Below are 18,941 nucleotides of genomic sequence, written 5' to 3'. Positions count from 1 at the left end.
ATTAGGCGGCCTCCGGCGTGCTGGCGGCGTTGCCTGCGCGCATGACATCGGAAAAGGCAAGCGGAAAGACCTTCGCCGGGTTCAGCCGCCACGTCGGGTCGAATACGGTTTTTATCCGCATCTGCACGGTGAGATCGGTGGCTGAGAACTGGGTCGTCATCAGCTCGCGCTTTTCGATGCCGACGCCGTGCTCGCCGGTGAGACAGCCGCCGAGTTCGACGCAAAGCTTCAGGATCGCTTCGCCGGCCATTTCGGCGTTGTTGGCTTCCTCGGGGCTGTTGGCATCGTAGAGGATCAGGGGATGAAGATTGCCGTCTCCCGCATGGAAAATGTTGGCGACCTTCAGTCCGTACTCGGCGCAGATCTGGCTGATGCGCGTCAGGGCGTGCGGTAGCTGCGCGAGCGGGATCGTGCCGTCCATGCAGAGGTAATCGGAGATACGTCCGATTGCGCCGAAGGCTGCTTTGCGGCCCGCCCAAATGCGCGCGCTTTGGTCGGCATCGGCGCTGATTTGAACTGTTTTCGGATCGAAGCGCGCGGCGATTTCAGCGATGCGGCCAAGAAGAATGCCGATTTCCGATTCCGAGCCTTCGACCTCGACGATCAGCAACGCTTCGACGTCGAGCGGGTATCCGGCTCCGGCGAAGGCCTCACAAACTTCGATCGCGGCGTGATCCATGTATTCGATCGCGACCGGAATGATGCCGGCTGCGATGATCGCCGAGACGCAGCTTCCCGCGGCTTCGGGCGAGCGAAATCCGATCATCATCGGCCGCGCGCCTTCCGGCGATGGAACGAGCTTCACGGTGGCTTCGGTGATGACGCCAAGCTGGCCCTCCGAGCCGATCACCAAGCTCAGGAGGTCGTATCCGTTGCGCTCGAGTGCGGAGCCGCCGATCTCGACAACGGTGCCATCGATCAGCACCATTTTGACGCCGAGGATGTTGTGCGTCGTTACTCCGTACTTCAAGCAATGCGCGCCGCCGGAATTCATCGCGAGGTTGCCCGCCAGCGTGCACGCGAGTTGCGATGAGGGATCGGGTGCGTAGAAGAAGCCTTCGGCCGCGACCTGCGCCGTAATCTGAAGATTTGTTATTCCCGCTTCGAGGCGCGCCAAGCGATTGGCGTAATCGATCTCGATGACGCGGTTCATCTTCGAGATGCAGAGGACGATTGCGTCCTCAGTCGGCAGCGAGCCGCCGCACAGCGACGTGCCTGCGCCGCGCGGAATGACTTTGACGTCGTTCTCGTGGCAGTACTTCAGGATCTTGGAGACTTCTTCGGTCGTACGCGGCAGCACGACGAGCATCGGCACGCGGCGGTAAGACGTGAAAGCGTCCGTCTCGTAGGCGCGGCGCCCGTCTTCGTCGACGATCAGAAGATCCTGGCCGACGCGGCTTTTCAAGCCCTCGATCAGAATGGGCAGCCGCCGCAAGACGCCAACATCGGGCTCAGGCAGCTCGATATGCGGCATCGTCCTCAGTCTCCAATAGGCATGTCAGCTGGCTCGCTTTCGGGGGCGCGTCCACTCAAGACGCAGCAGCCCGAATTCGATGGCGTCCACGGCAACCTCGACGCGTGGCCGCAGACGTTAATCATCCTCGCACGTGCGCCCCTGACCGGCAATATGGCCCTCGGCCTCCCCCACGGAAAGACGCAAGGCTCATCAACGACGATCGCCGGCCCCGAGCCAACGCTGGCCACCTTGGTCACGAGGTTCGCGAAGCTCACGGGGCGGCGGCCCTCGCATGTCGCGCGGTTCACCTTGCCCCCGCGGGTCGCCCATGCCACGGACATCGCGGTCACGCATGTCCGGAGGACGGCCCTCCCGCGGATTGCGTCCATCGCGATTATCGCGTCCGTCACGGACACGGGCGCCAGCGAAACATTGAGTGATGCAGGACTGCAACTGAGCGTCGCAATGCGCCGAAAAGAGGAGCTTTGCGGCCATCCGGCAGGAATTGTGCTGCGACCGACAGGCCTCGGCGCACGGATCGGCGTGCGCGCTCTGGGCAGCAAAAGCCGACATCGCCAGGACAGCGAGCGACGCTCTCCCGGCAAATTTCAGCGATTTCAATGCAGCCTCAAACACGTACCGCCTCCTAAATCCCCGGGCCGTGCTGGGCGGCTGAGCCTAGGCAAGCGGCGGAAGCTAGTGCCGGAACCATGAACATGGGCTGAACCGGGGACTGCAGGGCACCCGTGCCGGGCGGCATCATCAAAAGGCAAATTCTTCGAAAATCCGGTCGATGTTGCCGTGCCACTCGCCGGAATATCGCCGGAGCAATTCATCCGAAACGGTCTGCCCGTTGCCAGCAATCTTCTCGAGCGGGGTCAAGTAGAGGGTCTCGTCCTGGTTTTTCGCGTTGATGCGCGCACGGTTCTTGAGACCCGTCCTCGAAATACGCAGCGCCTGGCGGGCAATGTTACCCACCGTGGTGTTACGGAACGGGGTTGCGAGCGCTGTTTTCGGGACGCCCGCTCTAAGCTGTTCGCGCTCTTCGGTGGTCCAATCGCGGATCAGGGTCCAGGCCTGATCCAACGCGGCTTCATCGTAAAGAATGCCAGCCCAGAACGCCGAGAGCGCCGTAATCGTTCCCCAGCGCCCGCCGTCGGCGCCTCGCATTTCTAAAAACCGTTTGAGGCGGACCTCTGGAAACAGCGTGGTGAGGTGGTCCGACCAATCATCGACGGTCGGGAGCTGGCCTTTCAGGCCCGGAAGGCGACCTGCCATGAAATCGCGGAACGACGAGCCGGCGACGTCTATGTAATTGCCGTCGCGATAGACGAAGTACATCGGCACATCGAGCGCGTAATCGACGTAACGTTCGTAGCCCATGCCCTCTTCGAACGCGAACGGCAGCATGCCGGTGCGACGCTTATCGGTATCGAGCCAAACTTCGCTCCGCATTGATTGGAAGCCGTTTGGGCGGCCTTCGGTGAACGGCGACGATGCGAACAGAGCGGTCGCTATCGGCTGAAGCGCGAGCGACACCCGCAGCTTTTTCACCATGTCGGCCTCGGACGAAAAGTCGAGGTTCACCTGAACCGTCGCCGTCCGGTACATCATGTCGAGGCCGCGACTGCCGACGGTCGGCATATAGCGCGTCATCACCTGATAGCGCTTTTTGGGCATATGCGGGATCTGGTCGAGACGCCACTTCGGCGAGAAACCGACGCCCAGAAATCCGATCGCCAGATCTTCGCCGACGTCGAGCACTTCGCGCAGGTGCTCGTCCGTTTCCGCTGCGGTTTCGTGAAGCGTTTCGAGAGGCGCACCCGAGAGCTCGAATTGGCCACCGGGCTCAAGGCTGATCGTGCCGCCCTTCTCGCCATCCGGACGTTTCAGGGCAATGATGTTTTCGCCCTCTTTGATCGCGATCCAGCCGTAGCGGCGGATCAGCTCCTCCATCAAGGCACGAATGCCATCGTTGCCGCCGTAGGGAACGGGGTCCAACGTGACGGTGCGAAATACGAATTTTTCGTGCTCGGTGCCGATCCGCCAGTCGGCTTTTGGCTTTTCGCCAGCCGCGATCCAGCGCACGAGATCCTCGCGGCTCTCGATCGTCTTGCTTGCAGCGCCTTGTTCTCGCGTCGACATTCTCGAGCGGCCTAGCCTTGCTTATCCGGCGCGGAGCAGTCTCCGCAGCCTGAGCCTTATGGCGATGACCGGCGGGAACGGCAAGAGTCTGCGAGAACGCGGTTAGCGGCGACGCCAATCACCGACGACAGCATTGACCAGAGCGAGCGCCGCAACAGCTGCGGTATCAGCGCGCATGATTCGCGGGCCGAGGGACAGCGGCACCACGTATGGTTTGCCGACCAGCCGGTTCCGCTCGCGAGGAGAGAACCCGCCTTCAGGTCCGATGAGTACAGCCAGCGGCCCGGCCGGGAGCTTCCCCAAAGTCTCGATCGGGTCGGAGAGTTGCTCATGCTCGTCACAATAGATGAGACGGCGCGCTTCATCCCAATCGTCGAGAACGTCATCGAGTTTCGCCGGCGGTTCGACGGACGGCACATCCAGGATACCACACTGCTCGGCCGCCTCGATGACGTTGGCGCGCATGCGATCGCTATTAACTCTTTCGGCGATCGTTCTTTCAGTAATTACGGGTCTGAGGCGCGAAACGCCCATTTCCGTCGCCTTCTGCACCATGTAGTCGAGCCGCGACCGCTTCAGCGGCGCGAACAGATAATCGATGTCGGGGCCCGTTTCCTGGGGGCGCGTCTGATGCTCGACCGTCAGGGTCGCACCCCGTTTTTTTGTCTCGGCGAGGGTTGCAACCCACTCGCCGTCGCGGCCGTTGAAAACCAACAGCTGCGCCCCCGGCCGGAGACGCAGGACGGCCGTCAGATAATGCGCTTGCGGCGGCTCAAGCTCCACGAGCTTGGCGGCGGCAAGGTCAGCGTCGAGAAACAAACGCTCTGAGGTCAGGTCGCGGATAGCCATAGTGCGGTCTTATCGAAGCCTCGCTCGCAGTCAAACCTATGTCGCACCGATGTCCCGGTATTGCGTCGCCGCGACGAGCCGGATAGGTCTTTTTCGACGTTGCCGGAGAAACATCAATTGACGACGGGTGCCGAGATTTCGCCCAAGCCCAACTTGCGTGTTGCGGATGCACCGCCGTGGAACTGGGTGGACCGCTGGGCCCCGGTCACATGGCAGCCGTACCTTCGGCTCGGCCGGTTGGACCGGCCTATCGGCACCTGGCTGTTGCTGTTTCCCTGCTGGTGGTCGCAAACGCTCGCCCAGGTTAGTTCCGACGATCACCTGCCGAACGTTTGGTATCTCCTGCTGTTCGCCATCGGCGCCATCGCGATGCGCGCCTCCGGTTGCGCCTATAACGACTTCGTCGACCGCGACATCGACGGCCGTGTCGAACGTACCGTCAATCGTCCGCTACCGTCAGGGCAAGTGTCGCCGGAAGCCGCGCTTAGCTTCGTCGCTGCAACGGCTCTGATTGGCCTCGTCGTGCTTTTCGCTTTCAATAGCTTTACGATCTGGCTTGCTATCGCGTCGCTTTTGATCGTCGCCATCTATCCGTTTGCGAAGCGCGTCACATCCTATCCGCAGCTGGTGCTGGGGCTTGCCTTCAATTGGGGGGCTCTCGTCGGATGGGCTTCGATCAAAGGCTCGATCGGGCTTCCCGCTCTCGCTCTTTATGCGGGCTGCGTTTTCTGGACCGTCGGTTACGACACGATCTACGCGCATCAGGACAAAGAAGACGACGCGCTGCTCGGTCTCGGCTCAACGGCGCTGCGCTTCGGCGAAGACACGGTTTCGTTCGTCGGCGCGATGTACGGATTGGCCGGAATTCTGTGGCTGGCGGCGGGCGCGTTCGCCGGCGCTCATCTCGTCTACTTCCTAGCGGTCGTTCTGGTGTTCCTGCAGATGTCCTGGCAGGTCGCGACGCTCGATATCAACGATCCCGCGAACTGTCTCTGGCGCTTCAAGTCGAACCGCGATGTCGGTCTTGCCGTCTTTGCGGGGCTGGTCGCGGATATGGCGCTGTCGTGGTTCGCCGGCCTCAGCTGAGGATCAGTTCACCGCCCACAGGAACGCGGCCCGAGAGGTCCCGCGCCGCGCTGTTCGGTCTCACTGTTGACGTTCCGAGCCATTTTACTTGGCTTTGGATCTGATGGTGGCAGAATTCTCTTCCGATCGACTTAAGAAATAGCGTAAACAAAAGCTTACGCTCATTGTCGTCACATTCCTGATGCCCAAGGACGCTTTGCGCCGTTGACGGCTATCAGGCTAGGCGGTTTTTGGAAAAACGCCCGGCGCATTTGTTCAGGAGACGAACTGTCGTCCATGTCCCAGACCTCATCTTCATCCGAGTCAAAGCCGCAACTCCTGCATCTCGTTTTTGGAGGCGAACTCGAAACGCTCGAGGGCCACGAATTTCGTGATCTCGAAGGGCTCGATATCGTCGGCATCTTTCCGGACTATCAGTCGGCATATGCGGCTTGGAAGAACGCGGCGCAGCGCTCGGTCGACAACGCCATGATGCGGTATTTCATCGTGCACCTGCACCGGCTGCTCGAGCCTAACGGCCTGAAGCAGGCCCAGCCGGCAACATCAGCCACGTGACGGCAAATCTGCTCAAACCAGAGAAGAAGCAGCGGCCCCGCCTTCGTCTCGACGCTGCTTCGCGCGAACTCCTTCGGCGTTTCGTCCGCGACTGGGTTTGGCCGCGGCGCTGGCAGCTTGCCTGGACGCTCTTTCTGACGACGTGTCTTGCGGCGGTGACCGGCGGCTACCCTGGCATCATCAAGAAATCGTTCGACATGCTGATGGGCGGCCAGAGCGGCGCCTTGCCGTTCGTTCTTGCGGCAATTGTCGGCATCACGCTTGCTCGCGCGACCCTTCTCTATCTGCAGTCCGTCGCGACGAACCGCTTTATTCTGCGCATCACGTCCGACATGCAGAAGCTCGCCTTCCGGCATCTCATCAGTGCCGATTTCGCGCGGCTGTCGCGGGAGACGCCGGGACGTCTGATGTCGCGGCTGACGAACGATATCGGGTTCATTCAGAACGCGATGATGTCGGCGTTGAACTCGATTTTTCGCGATACGTTCTCGGTGATCGCGCTCGTGATCGCGATGCTCTATCTCGACTGGGCGATGACGCTCGTTGTGTTGAGCGTCTATCCGCTCGCGGCTTTGCCCGTCGCCGCCATCAGCCAGCGGCTTCGTCGCGTCGCCAAGCAGACGCAGAGCGGGCTCGGCGACATGACTTCGCTACTTTCCGAAAAGCTCGCGGGTGCCCGGCTGATCAAGTCGTTCCAGCTCGAGAATTACGCGGCGGACCGCTTGGATGCGAGCTTCGAGCAAATCTACTCGCTCAAGATGAAGTCGGTCAAAACGCGCGCGCGGATGGATCCGATCCTCGAAGCGCTCGGTGGCCTAGCCATTGCGGGCGTCGTCGCGTTTGCATACCTGCGCATTTCGCACGGCATCTCGACGGTTGGCGATTTCATGGGCTTCGTTACGGCATTGCTGATGGCGGCGCAGCCCATTCGCGCACTCGGCAATCTTGCCGGACGGCTGCAAGAGGGCTTAGCAGCGGCAGAAAGTTTCTATGGCTTGGTCGACGAGTTGCCGAAAATCGGTGACAAGCCGAATGCTAAACGTCTCAACGTTTCCGAGGGCCGGATCGCCTTCCGCGATGTCGGGTTCGCCTACGATGCGAATTCGGACGAGCGCGCGGTGCAAGACGTGACACTCGACGTGCCGGGCGGATCCACCGTTGCGCTCGTCGGCCGCTCGGGTGCGGGCAAATCGACGATCATCAATCTCGTTCCCCGGCTCTTCGATGTGACCGAAGGCCAGATCCTCATCGATGGCCAGGACGTGAGAGACGTGACGCTTGCGTCGCTGCGCGATCACATTGCGATCGTCAGCCAGGACATCACTCTGTTCGACGATACGATCGAAGCCAACATTGCGCTCGGCCGCCTTGGCGCGAGTTCGCAGGATATCGCAGAGGCCGCGAAAGCAGCCGCGGCGCATGACTTCATCATGGCGTTGCCCAACGGCTATCAGACGATGATCGGCGATCGCGGCAGCAGGCTGTCGGGAGGGCAACGGCAGCGCGTCGCCCTCGCGCGGGCCATTCTGAAGGATGCGCCGATCCTGCTGCTCGACGAAGCGACCAGCGCGCTCGATAACGAGAGCGAGCAACTGGTTCAAGAAGCGCTTGCGAAGTTCACGCGTACGCGCACCACGCTCGTCATCGCGCACCGGCTTTCGACGATCCAGAAAGCGGATATGATTTGCGTGATGGATGGGGGCCAGATCGTGGAGCGCGGAACGCATTCCGAGCTTCTTGCCCGCACGGGCTACTATGCGCGCCTCAGCCGGTCGGCGCATGGACCGCAGGCGGTGATCGCCGAGTGACGGTGACCATTCATCAACGCTAACCTTGTGGCTTCCGCTATTCGCGGTGAAGGATGTTGTTGACGAGCCGGTTCGCCCAACCGCGCGCCTTGAACGTGCTGTTCACCTCGCGCTGGTCGTAGACCGTTTGGATCCAATCCCAGAACGCGATGCCCGTTCGCGCTTCGTCGGCGAGGTAGCGGTGGAACACGGCGTCGAGCACGCCGGTATCGGCGCTGCGAACGTGCCCGTAGCGCAAGGACAGCTGGTTTAGAGCTTTTCGAATTGGCAGCCCATCGTGAAGATGGCTGATCATGACGCTCATTAACCCAGCGCGATCGGCGCCCGATTTGCAGTGGACGAGGATCGGGTATTCGACTTTTTCCAATACATCCTTCATCGCCTGAAATTCGGCGCGTGACGGCGCGGCGCGCGAGCGCAATGTCAGATCGACGAGTTTCAAGCCATGACGCGCGCATGCCTGCTGTTCGAGCCAGCGCGTGCCGTAGGATTGCTCGCCGCGAAGGTTGATGACAGTCTTAATGCCGCGCTTTCGTGCCCAGGCGATGTGATGGGGGGCCGGCTGCGCCGAACGCCAAGCGTCGGAGCCCACGCGATGGCGGTTATTGTAAACCATCCGTACGAGGCCGTAATCGATCAAAAGCATCTCGGTGTAGCAAAGCGCGGACGCGAATCGCTTGCCCAGCCAGGATGGAGGCGAGTGCACCGCACTGTGCAAAAATGCACCGCTCGTGCGGCGCAATCCACGCTTTGCTTCTTTAAGGGGACTTGCCATCAGGAGTTGTCTCGATGCTCCCGATTCGCGGGCAGCCTTGCCGATAGTGCCAGCTCTAAGTCCTACTCGTTGTTCACAAGAAGCCGCGGTCCATCGTGATTGAACTTGCTAGTTATTCGCTATAGCTACGACCCGCAAGGGGCTTGAGTAGAAACACGCTTCGTCTTGCACATTCTCGCGCTACAACGATAAGGCAGCCATTGCCGCATGGCAGAGACAAAGCAGAAGCTTTTGCGACTTGGCGGCCAGACGCTCGCACGCCTTATCCGGCACGTTGCCAGCTCATCGAAGATTATTCACGAGCCGCCGGACCTGATGGAGCGGCTCGCCGATGCCCATCCTTGCATCGTCGCATGCTGGCATGGCCAGTTCATGATGGTTGCGACGCTTCGTCCGGAGAACGTCAAGATTTCTGCTATGGTCGCTCGCCACGGCGACGCCGAGATCATCAGTGAAACATTACAAGCCATCGACGTTCAACTCATTCGCGGCGCGGGTGCAGGTTGGCGCAAGCGCGACCGGGGTGGCGCGGCGGCTCTGAGGCTGTCGCTGCAGGCGCTCTCTGAAGGCAACTCGCTGGTGATGACGGCTGACGTTCCGCCGGGGCCAGCGCGCGTCGCGGGTGCCGGCATCGTCACGATTGCCCGCATGTCAGGTCGGCCCATCGTTCCAGTTGCGCTCGCGACGAAGCGTTTCGCTTCGTTCGATACGTGGAGCAGGCTGACGATCAACCTTCCGTACTCGACGCTCGCTGCCGTCATCGGCGATCCGATCGAAGTTCCGCCTACGGCGGATGACGCTCTGGTCGAACGCAAGCGCGTCGAGCTCGAGACCGCGCTCAATTCCGCAACGCTCCGCGCGTATGAACTCGCGGGCGCGGACATCAAGAGGGCCACGCCGCTCGATGTTCTCGCTGCAAGCTCGGCGCCGGAACCGGGGCTCGTTCTGAAAGCCTATCGCGCCGGAACAGCTGCGCTCAGGCCAGCGGTGCCGCTACTTCTCAATGTGCGCGGTCAACAGGGGAAGGAAGATCCGAGCCGTCGCGGAGAGCGCCTCGGGTTTGCCGGTCAGCCGCGTCCCGAGGGACAGGTGGTGTGGATCCATGCCGCAAGCGTCGGCGAGACGAACGCGATCCTGCCGCTCATCGACAGCCTGCTCGAAGCCAATCCGCACATTCACATTCTGTTGACGACGGGCACGAAGACGTCGGCGGAAATTGCGGCCCGCCGCCTGCCGCCGCGGGCCCTTCATCAATACGTGCCGCTCGATGTGCCGCACTACGTCAATCGCTTTCTCGATCACTGGAAGCCGTCGATCTCGATCTTCACGGAATCCGACATCTGGCCAAATCTCGTTCTCGGCACGGCGGAACGAGGAATTCCACTCGTGCTCGTCAACGCACGCATGTCGCCGCGCAGCATCAATCGCTGGCGCAAATATGCGAGCGTCGGCCGGCCGCTCTTTTCGCGCTTCGCAGCCGTTCTATCGCAGAACCCGCAGATTACGCGCGCCATGCAACGTCTCGGCGCGCCGAACGTCATTACCGCGGGCAATCTGAAAATCGATTCACCACCGCCTCCTATCAACGCCGACGCATTGGCAGCGCTGCGAAACGCCGTCGGGCGGCGACCTCTGTTTCTGGCCGCGAGCACCCATCCCGGCGAAGACACCATGATCGCGGCCGCGCATTCGCTAATGCGGCGCGAGATCGAGGGACTGCTGACGATCATCGTGCCGCGTCATCCCGAGCGCGGCGGTGGCCTCGCCGCGTCGCTCGGCGGGCTCGGGCTCAGGACGCAATTGCGCACGCGCTCCTCCACACCAGAAAGCGACACCGAAATCTACGTCGCCGATACGATCGGCGAACTTGGAACATTCTATTCGATCTCGCCGGTTGCGCTCGTCGGCGGTTCGCTCGTCGAGCATGGCGGACAAAATCCGATCGAAGCGGTTCGTCTCGGCTCGTGCGTCTTGACCGGTCCGTTCACGCACAATTTCCGCGATGCCTACGCCGCGCTCTTCCGGGAAGGCGGCGCCGTGGAAGTCCGATCTTCCGACGACATCGCGCGGCAAGTCACGTTGCTGCTCGCGGATCAGGCTGCAGCCAAGCGCATGCGGCAGGGCGCGGATCTGGCGCTGCAGTCGATGGGTGGCGCACTGGCAAAGACGCTCGGCGCGATACAGCCGTTACTTGAAAAACAGCGAGCGTGACGCGTGCCCATCTCCGAACCGAGCTGGTGGTACAGTCCGGACAGCGGGTGGCAGACGTCGCTTCTTTCTCCTGTCGGCGCGCTCATCGGCCTGATCGCCAGCCGGCGGATCGAAAACGCAAAGCCTTATCGCTCATCGCTGCCTGTCATCTGCGTCGGTAACTTCACAGCGGGCGGTTCCGGAAAAACGCCGCTTGCGTTGTTCCTCGCCAAGCTCGTCGCGAACGAAGGTCGCGAGCCGTGGTTTCTCTCGCGGGGCTACGGTGGGAAGCTCAAGGGTCCGGTGCGTGTGATCCCCACGCGTCAGACGGCTCGCGAGGTCGGAGACGAGCCGCTGCTTCTTGCCCGCTCCGCACCGACTGTCGTTTCGCGTGATCGCCGCAAGGGCGCGGAAGCGATCGAGGCGATGGCCTCGAAAAAGGCCGTCATCATCATGGACGATGGCCTGCAAAATCCCGCTCTCGCGAAAGATCTCACCATCGCCCTCGTCGACCATCGGCGCGGTTTCGGCAACGGCCTCGTCATTCCTGCGGGACCGTTGCGCGCGCCGCTCGACGTTCAGGGAAAGCTCGCGCAGCTGATTGTGCTCACGGGGCAAGGCGCCCCTGATCCAGCGATCGTGGAAATGCTAAAAGCGATTTCGACGGCACCGGTCATTGCCGCCGCGACACGTGCGGATGACGACAGCGCGCAGTTTCAGAACCAGAAGGTGATTGCCTTCGCGGGCATCGCGAACCCCGAGCGATTTTTCACGACGCTCGGTTCACTCGGAGCGGAGATCATCGCGCGGAAAGCTTTCGCCGATCATCACATGTTCAGCGACGCGGAAGCCCGCGGTCTGTTGGAAGGCGCGGAACGCGAGGGTGCTCTTCTCGTGACGACGGAAAAAGATCTCGTCCGGCTTGCCGGGGCAACGGGTGCTTGCGGCGCGCTCAGAGAACGGGCGCGAGCGATCGCGATCCGGACGTCTATCGAAGATAATGATCTCGACGTTTTGCGCCGTCTGATCCGAGGCGCGATCGTTCGCTAGGGCGCGAACTCACTCAGCGCGTGGGTGCGTTGTCTCTGGCGTTAAGTTCCAGGTAACGCTTCGCGGAGATTTCAGCCGATGCGTAAGCTTCCTGCGCGTCGACGCTCCAATAGCGAAGATCGGGAAGCGCAATCGGCTGCCCGGTCACTGCACAGCGCACAAAATCGCCCGGCGATAACACTTCGAATTCACCGTCCAGGTAGCGAAGCTTGGCTTCGTTGCGCAGACCAAAAAATTTCTCAATTCGATTCATCAGCTTCCAAGCCGTACCATTCTTTTGCTTCCGGACATCATCCGACATCGGATGATATGAATGCCGCATTTCCGGCCGCACGCCAACGCCTCAATTTATCCTAAGCGTATCAAAAAAGTGAGCCTTGTCCCCCGCGTCCGCCAGGCTTTTGGCGCGACGTTTTACCCGAAGCTTTGTCGGATTTAGGGACATCCGATCCTAGAGGGCCTTCCGCTCTCGCCGCAATGCTGCCGTCGGAAAACTCGACGTTCATCATTGAGCCCGCGGTAACGGAGGCTGCTTGCCGGATCGTTCGGCCTGTCTCGTCGCGGACCAGCGCAAAGCCGCGCGAAAGGATGCTGTGATAGCCCAACGACTTGAGCAATGCAGCCTTACCATCAAGCACTCTGCGGCTGACCGCCACGCGGTTGAGCAGGGCGCGGCCAGCGCGCCGTTCGAGCGCCTGCAGCCGCTCGCCGCATCTCGAATGCTTCTGAAGTATCGGAGCGGGCGAAAGCCGTCCGCTGACGCGTGCAAGCCGCGTTGCATGGGCACGCGTATTAGCGAGCAGCGCGCGCGACAGCCGGCGATCGATGGAATCGAACCGCTGACGCGGCAGCGCCACGAGATCCTGCAGTTTCGGCAGACCGCGCGAGGAGGCCTTCAGGTGCGTCTTCGCGCCTTCAAGCGAGCGACGAACCGCGGTGCGTTTGCGCAGCATGAGCTTTTCGAGCGCGTCGATCAGCTCGGAATACTTCGGCACGGCCCATTCGGCGGCTTTCGTCGGCGTCGGCGCGCGGGCGTCCGCGACGAGATCGATGAGCGTCCAATCGGTTTCGTGGCCAACGGCGGAAATCAGCGGAATGCGGCTCTCTGCTGCCGCGCGGACGACGATCTCCTCGTTGAAGCTCCAGAGATCTTCAAGGCTGCCGCCACCGCGCGCGACGATCAGCACGTCGGGACGCGGAATTTTGCCGCCCGCTTCGAGCGCGTTGAAGCCGCGGATCGCGGCGGCCACTTCGGCAGCGCTGCCGTCGCCTTGCACGCGCACCGGCCAGACGAGAACGCACGCCGGGTAGCGCTCATTGAAGCCGTGCAGCATGTCGCGAATGACGGCGCCCGTCGGCGATGTGACGATGCCGACGACCTTCGGCAGGAAGGGGCGCGGTTTCTTGCGGGCTTCCTCGAAAAGGCCTTCGGCGGCGAATTTGCGTTTGCGCTCTTCGAGCAGCGCCATCAGCGCGCCGGCGCCTGCGGGCTCCAAGGCCTCGATAACGATCTGATATTTCGACGACCCCGGAAACGTCGTGATCTTGCCCTGGGCGATCACTTCCATGCCCTCTTCGGGCTTGAAGCGGAGCCGTCCGAAGGCGCCCTTCCAGATCACGGCCTCGATTTTCGCCTTGTCGTCCTTCAGCGCGAAGTAGCAATGGCCGGACGCGTGGGGGCCGCGATAGCCCGAAATTTCGCCCTTGAGGCGCACGTAGCCGAAGCCGTCCTCCAGGGCGCGCTTGATCGCGCCGGAAAGTTCGGACACCGAGAATTCCGGAGCATTGGCGCCTGGGCGCGCTTCGTTCGTGTTGGGAATGGAATTCAATAGCTTACTGTTCTGTTTCGCGGTCTTGCTTGTTTCACGTTCGATGCTACACCCGATGCTACACCGAGACCCGGATTGCAACAGGCGACCTGATGAACGTCCTTCTTCTCGGCTCGGGCGGCCGCGAGCATGCGCTTGCGTGGGCCCTGAGCGCGAGTCCTCTTCTGACAAAACTTTTCTGCGCACCGGGCAACGCCGGTATCGCGGACGTGGCGCAATGTATCCCTCTCGATCCGGGCGACCAAGCGCGCATCATCCAATTCTGTCGCGATGAGCGCATCGAATTCGTCGTGATCGGACCCGAAGCGCCGCTGGTGGCGGGCCTGGGCGATGCCCTGGCTGAGGCCGGTATTCGCTATTTCGGCCCGACGAAGAGTGCGGCACAGCTCGAAGGCTCCAAAGGGTTTACCAAAGACCTGTGCAGCGCAGCTGGCATTCCGACGGCCGCTTATGGCCGTTTCAGGGAGGCGGAAGCAGCGCGCGCGTATCTGGCGGACAAGAGCTTCCCCATCGTCGTCAAGGCCGATGGCTTGGCCGCGGGCAAAGGCGTCATCATCGCCGCGACTCGCGAAGAAGCCGAGGCAGCGATCGACGCATGTTTCTCAGGGACCTTCGGCTCGGCTGGAGCCGAAGTCGTTATCGAAGAATTTTTGTTAGGCGAGGAAGCGAGTTTCTTTGCATTGTGCGATGGCGTCACCGCATTGGCGCTCGCGACTGCACAAGATCACAAGCGCGTGGGTGATGGCGATACCGGGCCAAACACGGGCGGCATGGGCGCTTACTCCCCTGCTCCCATCATCACGCAAGACATGAACGATCGCGTCATGCGCGAGATCATTTTGCCGACCGTCAAAGAAATGGCGGCGCGCGGCACGCCGTTCAAGGGCGTACTTTTTGCCGGGCTGATGATCACGGATACGGGGCCGAAACTCATCGAATACAACGTCCGTTTCGGCGATCCCGAAACGCAGGTTTTGATGATGCGGCTCAAATCGGATCTGCTCGCGGCGCTCATCGCGACGACCGACGGCGTGCTGTCGAACTTCGATCTCCGCTGGAGCGACGACGCAGCCCTGACAGTCGTGATGGCTGCCAACGGGTACCCCGGAACGCCTCAAAAAGGCACGGAGATCAAGGGGCTGGAACTGGCACAGGCGGTTCCGAACGTGGAAATATTCCACGCCGGGACGCGTCGCGACGGCGCCCGTCTTATTGCGGACGGCGGCCGCGTGCTAAACGTCACCGGCCGCGGAAAGACAATTGCGGAGGCACGCGACGCTGCTTACGCGGCGATTGCCAAGATCGACTGGCCGGGCGGTTTTTATCGCAAGGACATCGGCTGGCGCGCGTTGCAGCGAGACGAGACTTAGACGAGCCGCCGCGGCGGCGGACAATGGGATAGCGACATCGCATGACCATTCAGAAGCCCCAAGCATCGTCGCTGAATGGCAGCAAGCCAACGCGGAAGCCGACGATCGGGCTTGCCCTCGGCGGCGGCGGCGCGCGTGGGATCGCGCATGTCGCCATGATCGAGGCTTTCGATGAACTCGGCATCAAGCCCGACGTCATTGCAGGGACTTCTATCGGCGCGGTCTATGGTGCGGCTTATGCGTCGGGAATGTCGGGCCGCGACTTGCGCGATCACACGCGCTTTATCCTTTCGCAGCGCTTCGGTCTGATCCGCGATCTCTTCTCGAAGACGGAGCAGCCCTTTCAACGCCTCCTCAGCGCCTTCAGTGCGCGAAACGCCCTTCTCGATCCGTTTGTCATTCTCGACGTCATTCTGCCGAAAGAGGTGAAGGAGACCTTCGCCGATTGCCAAATTCCGCTGAAGATCGTCGCGTCCGATTTCTATGATCAGGAACCGAAGATTTTTACCGAGGGCTCAATCCGGACTTCGGTCGCTGCGAGCATGGCGCTGCCGCTGCTGTTCCAGCCCGTCGTTATCGACGGCCGAGCACTGATCGACGGCGGCTTGACGAACCCGCTGCCCTTCGACTTGCTGCTTCCCGAAACCGACATCGTCGTTGCGATCGACGTCTCAGGCTCGCCGGTTCCAGACGCCAAGCGCACCGTTCCGACGGCGTTCTCGGCGCTCTTTTCGAGCGCGTTTCTGTTCGAGCACACCATCATCGAGGAAAAGCTCAAGAACAAGAAGCCGGACATTTTCATCAGAGCCGGAACCAGCAATTTTCAAGTGCTCGATTTCCTGAAGTGCGACGACATTCTCGCAGCGGCGCAGCCGGCAAAAGAACGGCTGAAACAGCAGCTTTCGCGCGTCCTATCGGTCGAGACATTGCCCGCGCTCGATGAAGTGGATCATGTCCCCGTTCAAAAGATGATCGCGGTGCCCAAGCGCGCCAAGCGGCGGTTGCTTCCGCGTCCTCGCCGCAATCGCGAGCTGGATTAGCTTTCACGTTTGCGCTCGGTTTTGTTGGCGCTCGGCGACATCGCTTCGCGAAGCCGGCCGCCGAGCGCGGGATGACGTGCTGGCGGGGTCTGCCGTAATTCAGCATCATCGCCACCGTCATGCCGACGCAGGTCGGCACCCAGACAAGCTTCAACACAACGGCAGGCGCGGTTCGCTCCGCGCGGAAAGCAAGCGCGAATGCGCTGCGCTTTGCCTGGATCCCGGCCTTCGCCGGGATGACGGAGATGGATATGAGATTGACGGTATCAATCGCTTGAACGTCATCCCCGCGCAGGCGGGGATCTGTCCAAGCGTCCGTTCATCGCAAGTATCGAGCCTGGATGGATCCCGGCCTTCGCCGGGATGACAGGTGGGTTGGATGGTGTTCTGGGTCCCGGCTCTGCGCTGACGCTCCGGCCGGGATGACAGGTGTCGGCAGTGGCTCGGGGCTTCCCACACACACCACCGTCATGCCGACGCAGGTCGGCACCCAGACAAGCTTCAACACAACGGCAGGCGCGGTTCGCTCCGCGCGGAAAGCAAGCGCGAATGCGCTGCGCTTTGCCTGGATCCCGGCCTTCGCCGGGATGACAGGTGGGTTGGATGGTGTTCTGGGTCCCGGCTCTGCGCTGACGCTCCGGCCGGGATGACAGGTGTCGGCAGTGGCTCGGGGCTTCCCACACACACCACCGTCATGCCGACGCAGGTCGGCACCCAGACAAGCTTCGACACAACGGCAGTGGCGGAGCGCTCCGCGCGGACAGCAGCGCGAATGCGCTGATGGTTGACTGGATCCCGGCCTTCGCCGGGATGACGTTGAAGGGGGCTGTTTACAGGCGGCGTTGTTCGAAGAAGTCTTTCAGCAGGGTGCTGGCTTCGACTTCGCCGATCCCGGGGTAGATTTCGGGGACGTGGTGGCAGGTCGGCTGGCTGAAGACGCGGGCGCCTTGCTCGATGCCGCCGCCTTTGGGATCGCTGGTGGCATAGTAAAGACGCTTCACTCGGGCGAATGAGATCGCGGCCGCGCACATCGGGCACGGTTCGAGCGTGACATAAAGGCTGCAGCCGACGAGGCGCTCATCCGCGACCCTCGTGCAAGCCGCCCGGATCGCCAGCATTTCGGCGTGAGCCGTCGGATCGCAGAGCTCGCGCGTCCGGTTTCCGGCCGCTGCCAGGACCTTGCCATCGGCTGCGACGATGACGGCGCCGACCGGGACCTCGCCGCGATTGGCCGCCGCTTTCGCCTCCTCCAGCGCAAGGGACATATGGCTTACGGCGTCCTTCGATGTCATAAGCTCGCTTCGCTCCCGAAAGCTCAGTGTTACCGATGGCCAGACCACCAAGAACCAAAGTCGCCGAACCTGCCGCTCGCGCAGCCACTCGCGCCCCTGCTCCCGCCCCTGAAAAACGGGATGGGCCGATGCGCATCGCCAAGGCGATGGCGCGGGCAGGATTGTGCTCGCGCCGCGAGGCCGAACGCTGGATCGCCGATGGCCGCGTCAGCGTCAACGGCAAGCTGCTCAGAACACCGGCCGTGGAAGTCGGTCCGTCCGATAAGGTGTTCGTGGACGGCAAGCCGCTCCCTTCGGCCGAACCGCCGCAGCTCTGGCGTTATCATAAGCCGAAAGGCATCGTCACTACGCATTCCGATCCTGAAGGACGGCCGACGGTCTTCGACAAGATGCCGCCCGAGATGCCGCGCGTGATCTCCGTCGGGCGGCTCGATTTCAATACTGAAGGGTTGCTGCTGCTGACCAATGACGGCGCGCTTGCCCGGCATCTCGAACTGCCCGCGAACGGCTGGGTGCGACGGTACCGGGTCCGCGCGAAGGGCCGCGTGTCGCCCGACGATCTGGCGAAGCTCAAGGACGGCATCACGATCGACGGCACCGTTTACGGGCCGATCGAAGCGACGGTCGATAGCGTGCAAGGCGCCAATACCTGGCTTTCGATCTCGATCCGCGAAGGCAAAAATCGCGAGGTGAGAAACGTGCTCGCGCACCTCGGGCTGACGGTCAACCGCCTCATTCGCGTTTCATTCGGGCCGTTCCAGCTTCTCGATCTTGCGCCCGGCGCGGTTGAAGCGGTGCGGCGGAAAATTCTCGTTGCGCAGCTCGGACCGAGAGCTTCGGAAGCGCTCGGATTTTCCGAAAGCCAAGCCGACCGCAAGGCGCGACACGCGCGCGGGAAGGCTGCGAGCGAGGCGGACGATTGATGCGGGTCGTTGCCGGACGGTTTCGCGGCCGCGCTCTGCAAGCGCCGGACGACATGAAAATACGGCCCACTTCCGACCGCGTGCGGGAGAGCCTCTTCAATATCATCGCGCACGGCATTGCGGATTTCTCGCTCGACGGCGCGCGCGTGATTGATCTCTTTGCCGGCACGGGCGCGCTCGGCATCGAAGCCGTGTCGCGTGGCGCCGCCTACTGTCTGTTCGTCGAAGAGGCGCCGGACGCGCGCGCGCTCATTCGCACGAACGTCGAAAATTTGGGTCTGACCGGCGAGACACGCATCTTCCGGCGTGATGCGACGGACCTCGGTCCTGCGGGCAACATGGACCCCTACGATCTGGCGTTCCTTGATCCGCCCTATGGCAAGGGCTTGGGCGAAAAGGCGCTGAATGCGCTCGCTCAGGGCAATTGGCTGAAGCCTGGCGCCATCTGCCTGCTGGAAGAGCGCGCGGGCGTGACGTTGACGTTCCCCAACGGATTCGTCGTGCTCGATTCACGCGTTTACGGAGATACCGAGATCACGTTCTTGAAGTTCGGCGAACGCGCAGAGCCATAAG

General features: G+C 62.1%; 16 protein-coding genes. 9 read left to right on the top strand and 7 right to left on the bottom strand.

The genetic code is table 11. The features are described from left to right. Nucleotide 1 precedes the first annotated feature (1 nt). The 3 genes from G359_RS05200 to G359_RS05185 form a co-directional block, all read right to left on the bottom strand. Nucleotides 2–1,474, bottom strand: coding sequence for an FAD-binding oxidoreductase (locus G359_RS05200; protein ID WP_045835265.1), 1,473 nt, complete (start codon nt 1,472–1,474; stop codon nt 2–4). Between the two features lie 744 nt (nt 1,475–2,218). Then, a complete protein-coding gene (locus G359_RS05190) occupies nt 2,219–3,601 on the bottom strand; it encodes a glutamate--cysteine ligase (protein WP_045835263.1) in 1,383 nt (460 codons plus the stop codon). A 102-nt stretch (nt 3,602–3,703) separates the two neighbouring features. Beyond that, nucleotides 3,704–4,450, bottom strand: coding sequence for a 16S rRNA (uracil(1498)-N(3))-methyltransferase (locus G359_RS05185; protein ID WP_045835262.1), 747 nt, complete (start codon nt 4,448–4,450; stop codon nt 3,704–3,706). A gap of 117 nt (nt 4,451–4,567) precedes the next feature. Here G359_RS05185 and ubiA point away from each other — a divergent pair, with 117 nt between their 5' ends. From ubiA to G359_RS05170, 3 genes are all read left to right on the top strand, one after another. Next, complete coding sequence (gene ubiA / locus G359_RS05180; protein ID WP_045837674.1) at nt 4,568–5,536, top strand: 4-hydroxybenzoate octaprenyltransferase; 969 nt, start codon at nt 4,568–4,570, stop codon at nt 5,534–5,536. Nucleotides 5,537–5,812: 276 nt separating this feature from the next. After that, a complete protein-coding gene (locus G359_RS05175) occupies nt 5,813–6,091 on the top strand; it encodes a DUF4170 domain-containing protein (RefSeq protein WP_045835261.1) in 279 nt (92 codons plus the stop codon). After that, the gene (locus tag G359_RS05170) at nt 6,088–7,899 is read left to right on the top strand and encodes an ABC transporter ATP-binding protein (protein WP_082072810.1); all 1,812 of its coding nucleotides are present in this window, start codon (nt 6,088–6,090) and stop codon (nt 7,897–7,899) included. Before G359_RS05175 ends, G359_RS05170 begins: the two co-directional genes overlap by 4 nt. A 37-nt stretch (nt 7,900–7,936) precedes the next feature. Here G359_RS05170 and G359_RS05165 read toward each other — a convergent pair whose 3' ends face one another. Continuing rightward, entirely contained in the window at nt 7,937–8,674 is a 738-nt protein-coding gene (locus G359_RS05165) for a fused DSP-PTPase phosphatase/NAD kinase-like protein (RefSeq protein WP_052699190.1), read from the bottom strand. A 207-nt stretch (nt 8,675–8,881) separates the two neighbouring features. Here G359_RS05165 and G359_RS05160 point away from each other — a divergent pair, with 207 nt between their 5' ends. Together G359_RS05160 and lpxK are read left to right on the top strand one after the other, a co-directional pair. Further along, nucleotides 8,882–10,885: a glycosyltransferase N-terminal domain-containing protein gene (locus tag G359_RS05160; protein ID WP_082072809.1), complete on the top strand. Its 2,004-nt coding sequence runs from the start codon at nt 8,882–8,884 to the stop codon at nt 10,883–10,885. Between the two features lie 3 nt (nt 10,886–10,888). Further along, on the top strand, nt 10,889–11,914 hold the full coding sequence (gene lpxK / locus G359_RS05155) for a tetraacyldisaccharide 4'-kinase (protein WP_052699189.1): 1,026 nt from the start codon (nt 10,889–10,891) through the stop codon (nt 11,912–11,914). A gap of 13 nt (nt 11,915–11,927) precedes the next feature. On the opposite strand, the gene G359_RS05150 is transcribed toward lpxK, so the two are convergent. Both G359_RS05150 and xseA read right to left on the bottom strand, forming a co-directional pair. After that, entirely contained in the window at nt 11,928–12,167 is a 240-nt protein-coding gene (locus G359_RS05150; protein WP_045837669.1) for a DUF2093 domain-containing protein, read from the bottom strand. A gap of 109 nt (nt 12,168–12,276) precedes the next feature. After that, nucleotides 12,277–13,743 (bottom strand): exodeoxyribonuclease VII large subunit, encoded by a 1,467-nt coding sequence (gene xseA / locus G359_RS05145; RefSeq protein ID WP_052699188.1) that lies wholly within the window; start codon nt 13,741–13,743, stop codon nt 12,277–12,279. A gap of 92 nt (nt 13,744–13,835) precedes the next feature. Here xseA and purD point away from each other — a divergent pair, with 92 nt between their 5' ends. After that, a complete protein-coding gene (gene purD, locus G359_RS05140; RefSeq protein WP_045835260.1) occupies nt 13,836–15,113 on the top strand; it encodes a phosphoribosylamine--glycine ligase in 1,278 nt (425 codons plus the stop codon). A gap of 41 nt (nt 15,114–15,154) precedes the next feature. Continuing rightward, the gene (locus G359_RS05135; protein WP_045835259.1) at nt 15,155–16,153 is read left to right on the top strand and encodes a patatin-like phospholipase family protein; all 999 of its coding nucleotides are present in this window, start codon (nt 15,155–15,157) and stop codon (nt 16,151–16,153) included. 830 nt (nt 16,154–16,983) lie between these two features. Here the strand turns inward: G359_RS05135 and G359_RS05125 are convergent. Beyond that, the gene (locus G359_RS05125; protein ID WP_045835257.1) at nt 16,984–17,445 is read right to left on the bottom strand and encodes a nucleoside deaminase; all 462 of its coding nucleotides are present in this window, start codon (nt 17,443–17,445) and stop codon (nt 16,984–16,986) included. A gap of 128 nt (nt 17,446–17,573) precedes the next feature. On the opposite strand from G359_RS05125, the gene G359_RS05120 reads away from it, so the two are divergent. Both G359_RS05120 and rsmD read left to right on the top strand, forming a co-directional pair. After that, nucleotides 17,574–18,368, top strand: coding sequence for a pseudouridine synthase (locus G359_RS05120; RefSeq protein ID WP_045835256.1), 795 nt, complete (start codon nt 17,574–17,576; stop codon nt 18,366–18,368). Further along, nucleotides 18,368–18,940 carry a 16S rRNA (guanine(966)-N(2))-methyltransferase RsmD gene (rsmD, locus tag G359_RS05115; protein ID WP_045835255.1) on the top strand — a complete coding sequence of 191 codons (573 nt, stop codon included), beginning with the start codon at nt 18,368–18,370 and terminating at the stop codon, nt 18,938–18,940. Before G359_RS05120 ends, rsmD begins: the two co-directional genes overlap by 1 nt. Nucleotide 18,941: the final 1 nt, after the last annotated feature.

Source organism: Hyphomicrobium sp. 99, from assembly GCF_000384335.2.
Taxonomy (GTDB): domain Bacteria; phylum Pseudomonadota; class Alphaproteobacteria; order Rhizobiales; family Hyphomicrobiaceae; genus Hyphomicrobium_B.
This window is presented reverse-complemented; position numbering and strand designations above follow the sequence as displayed.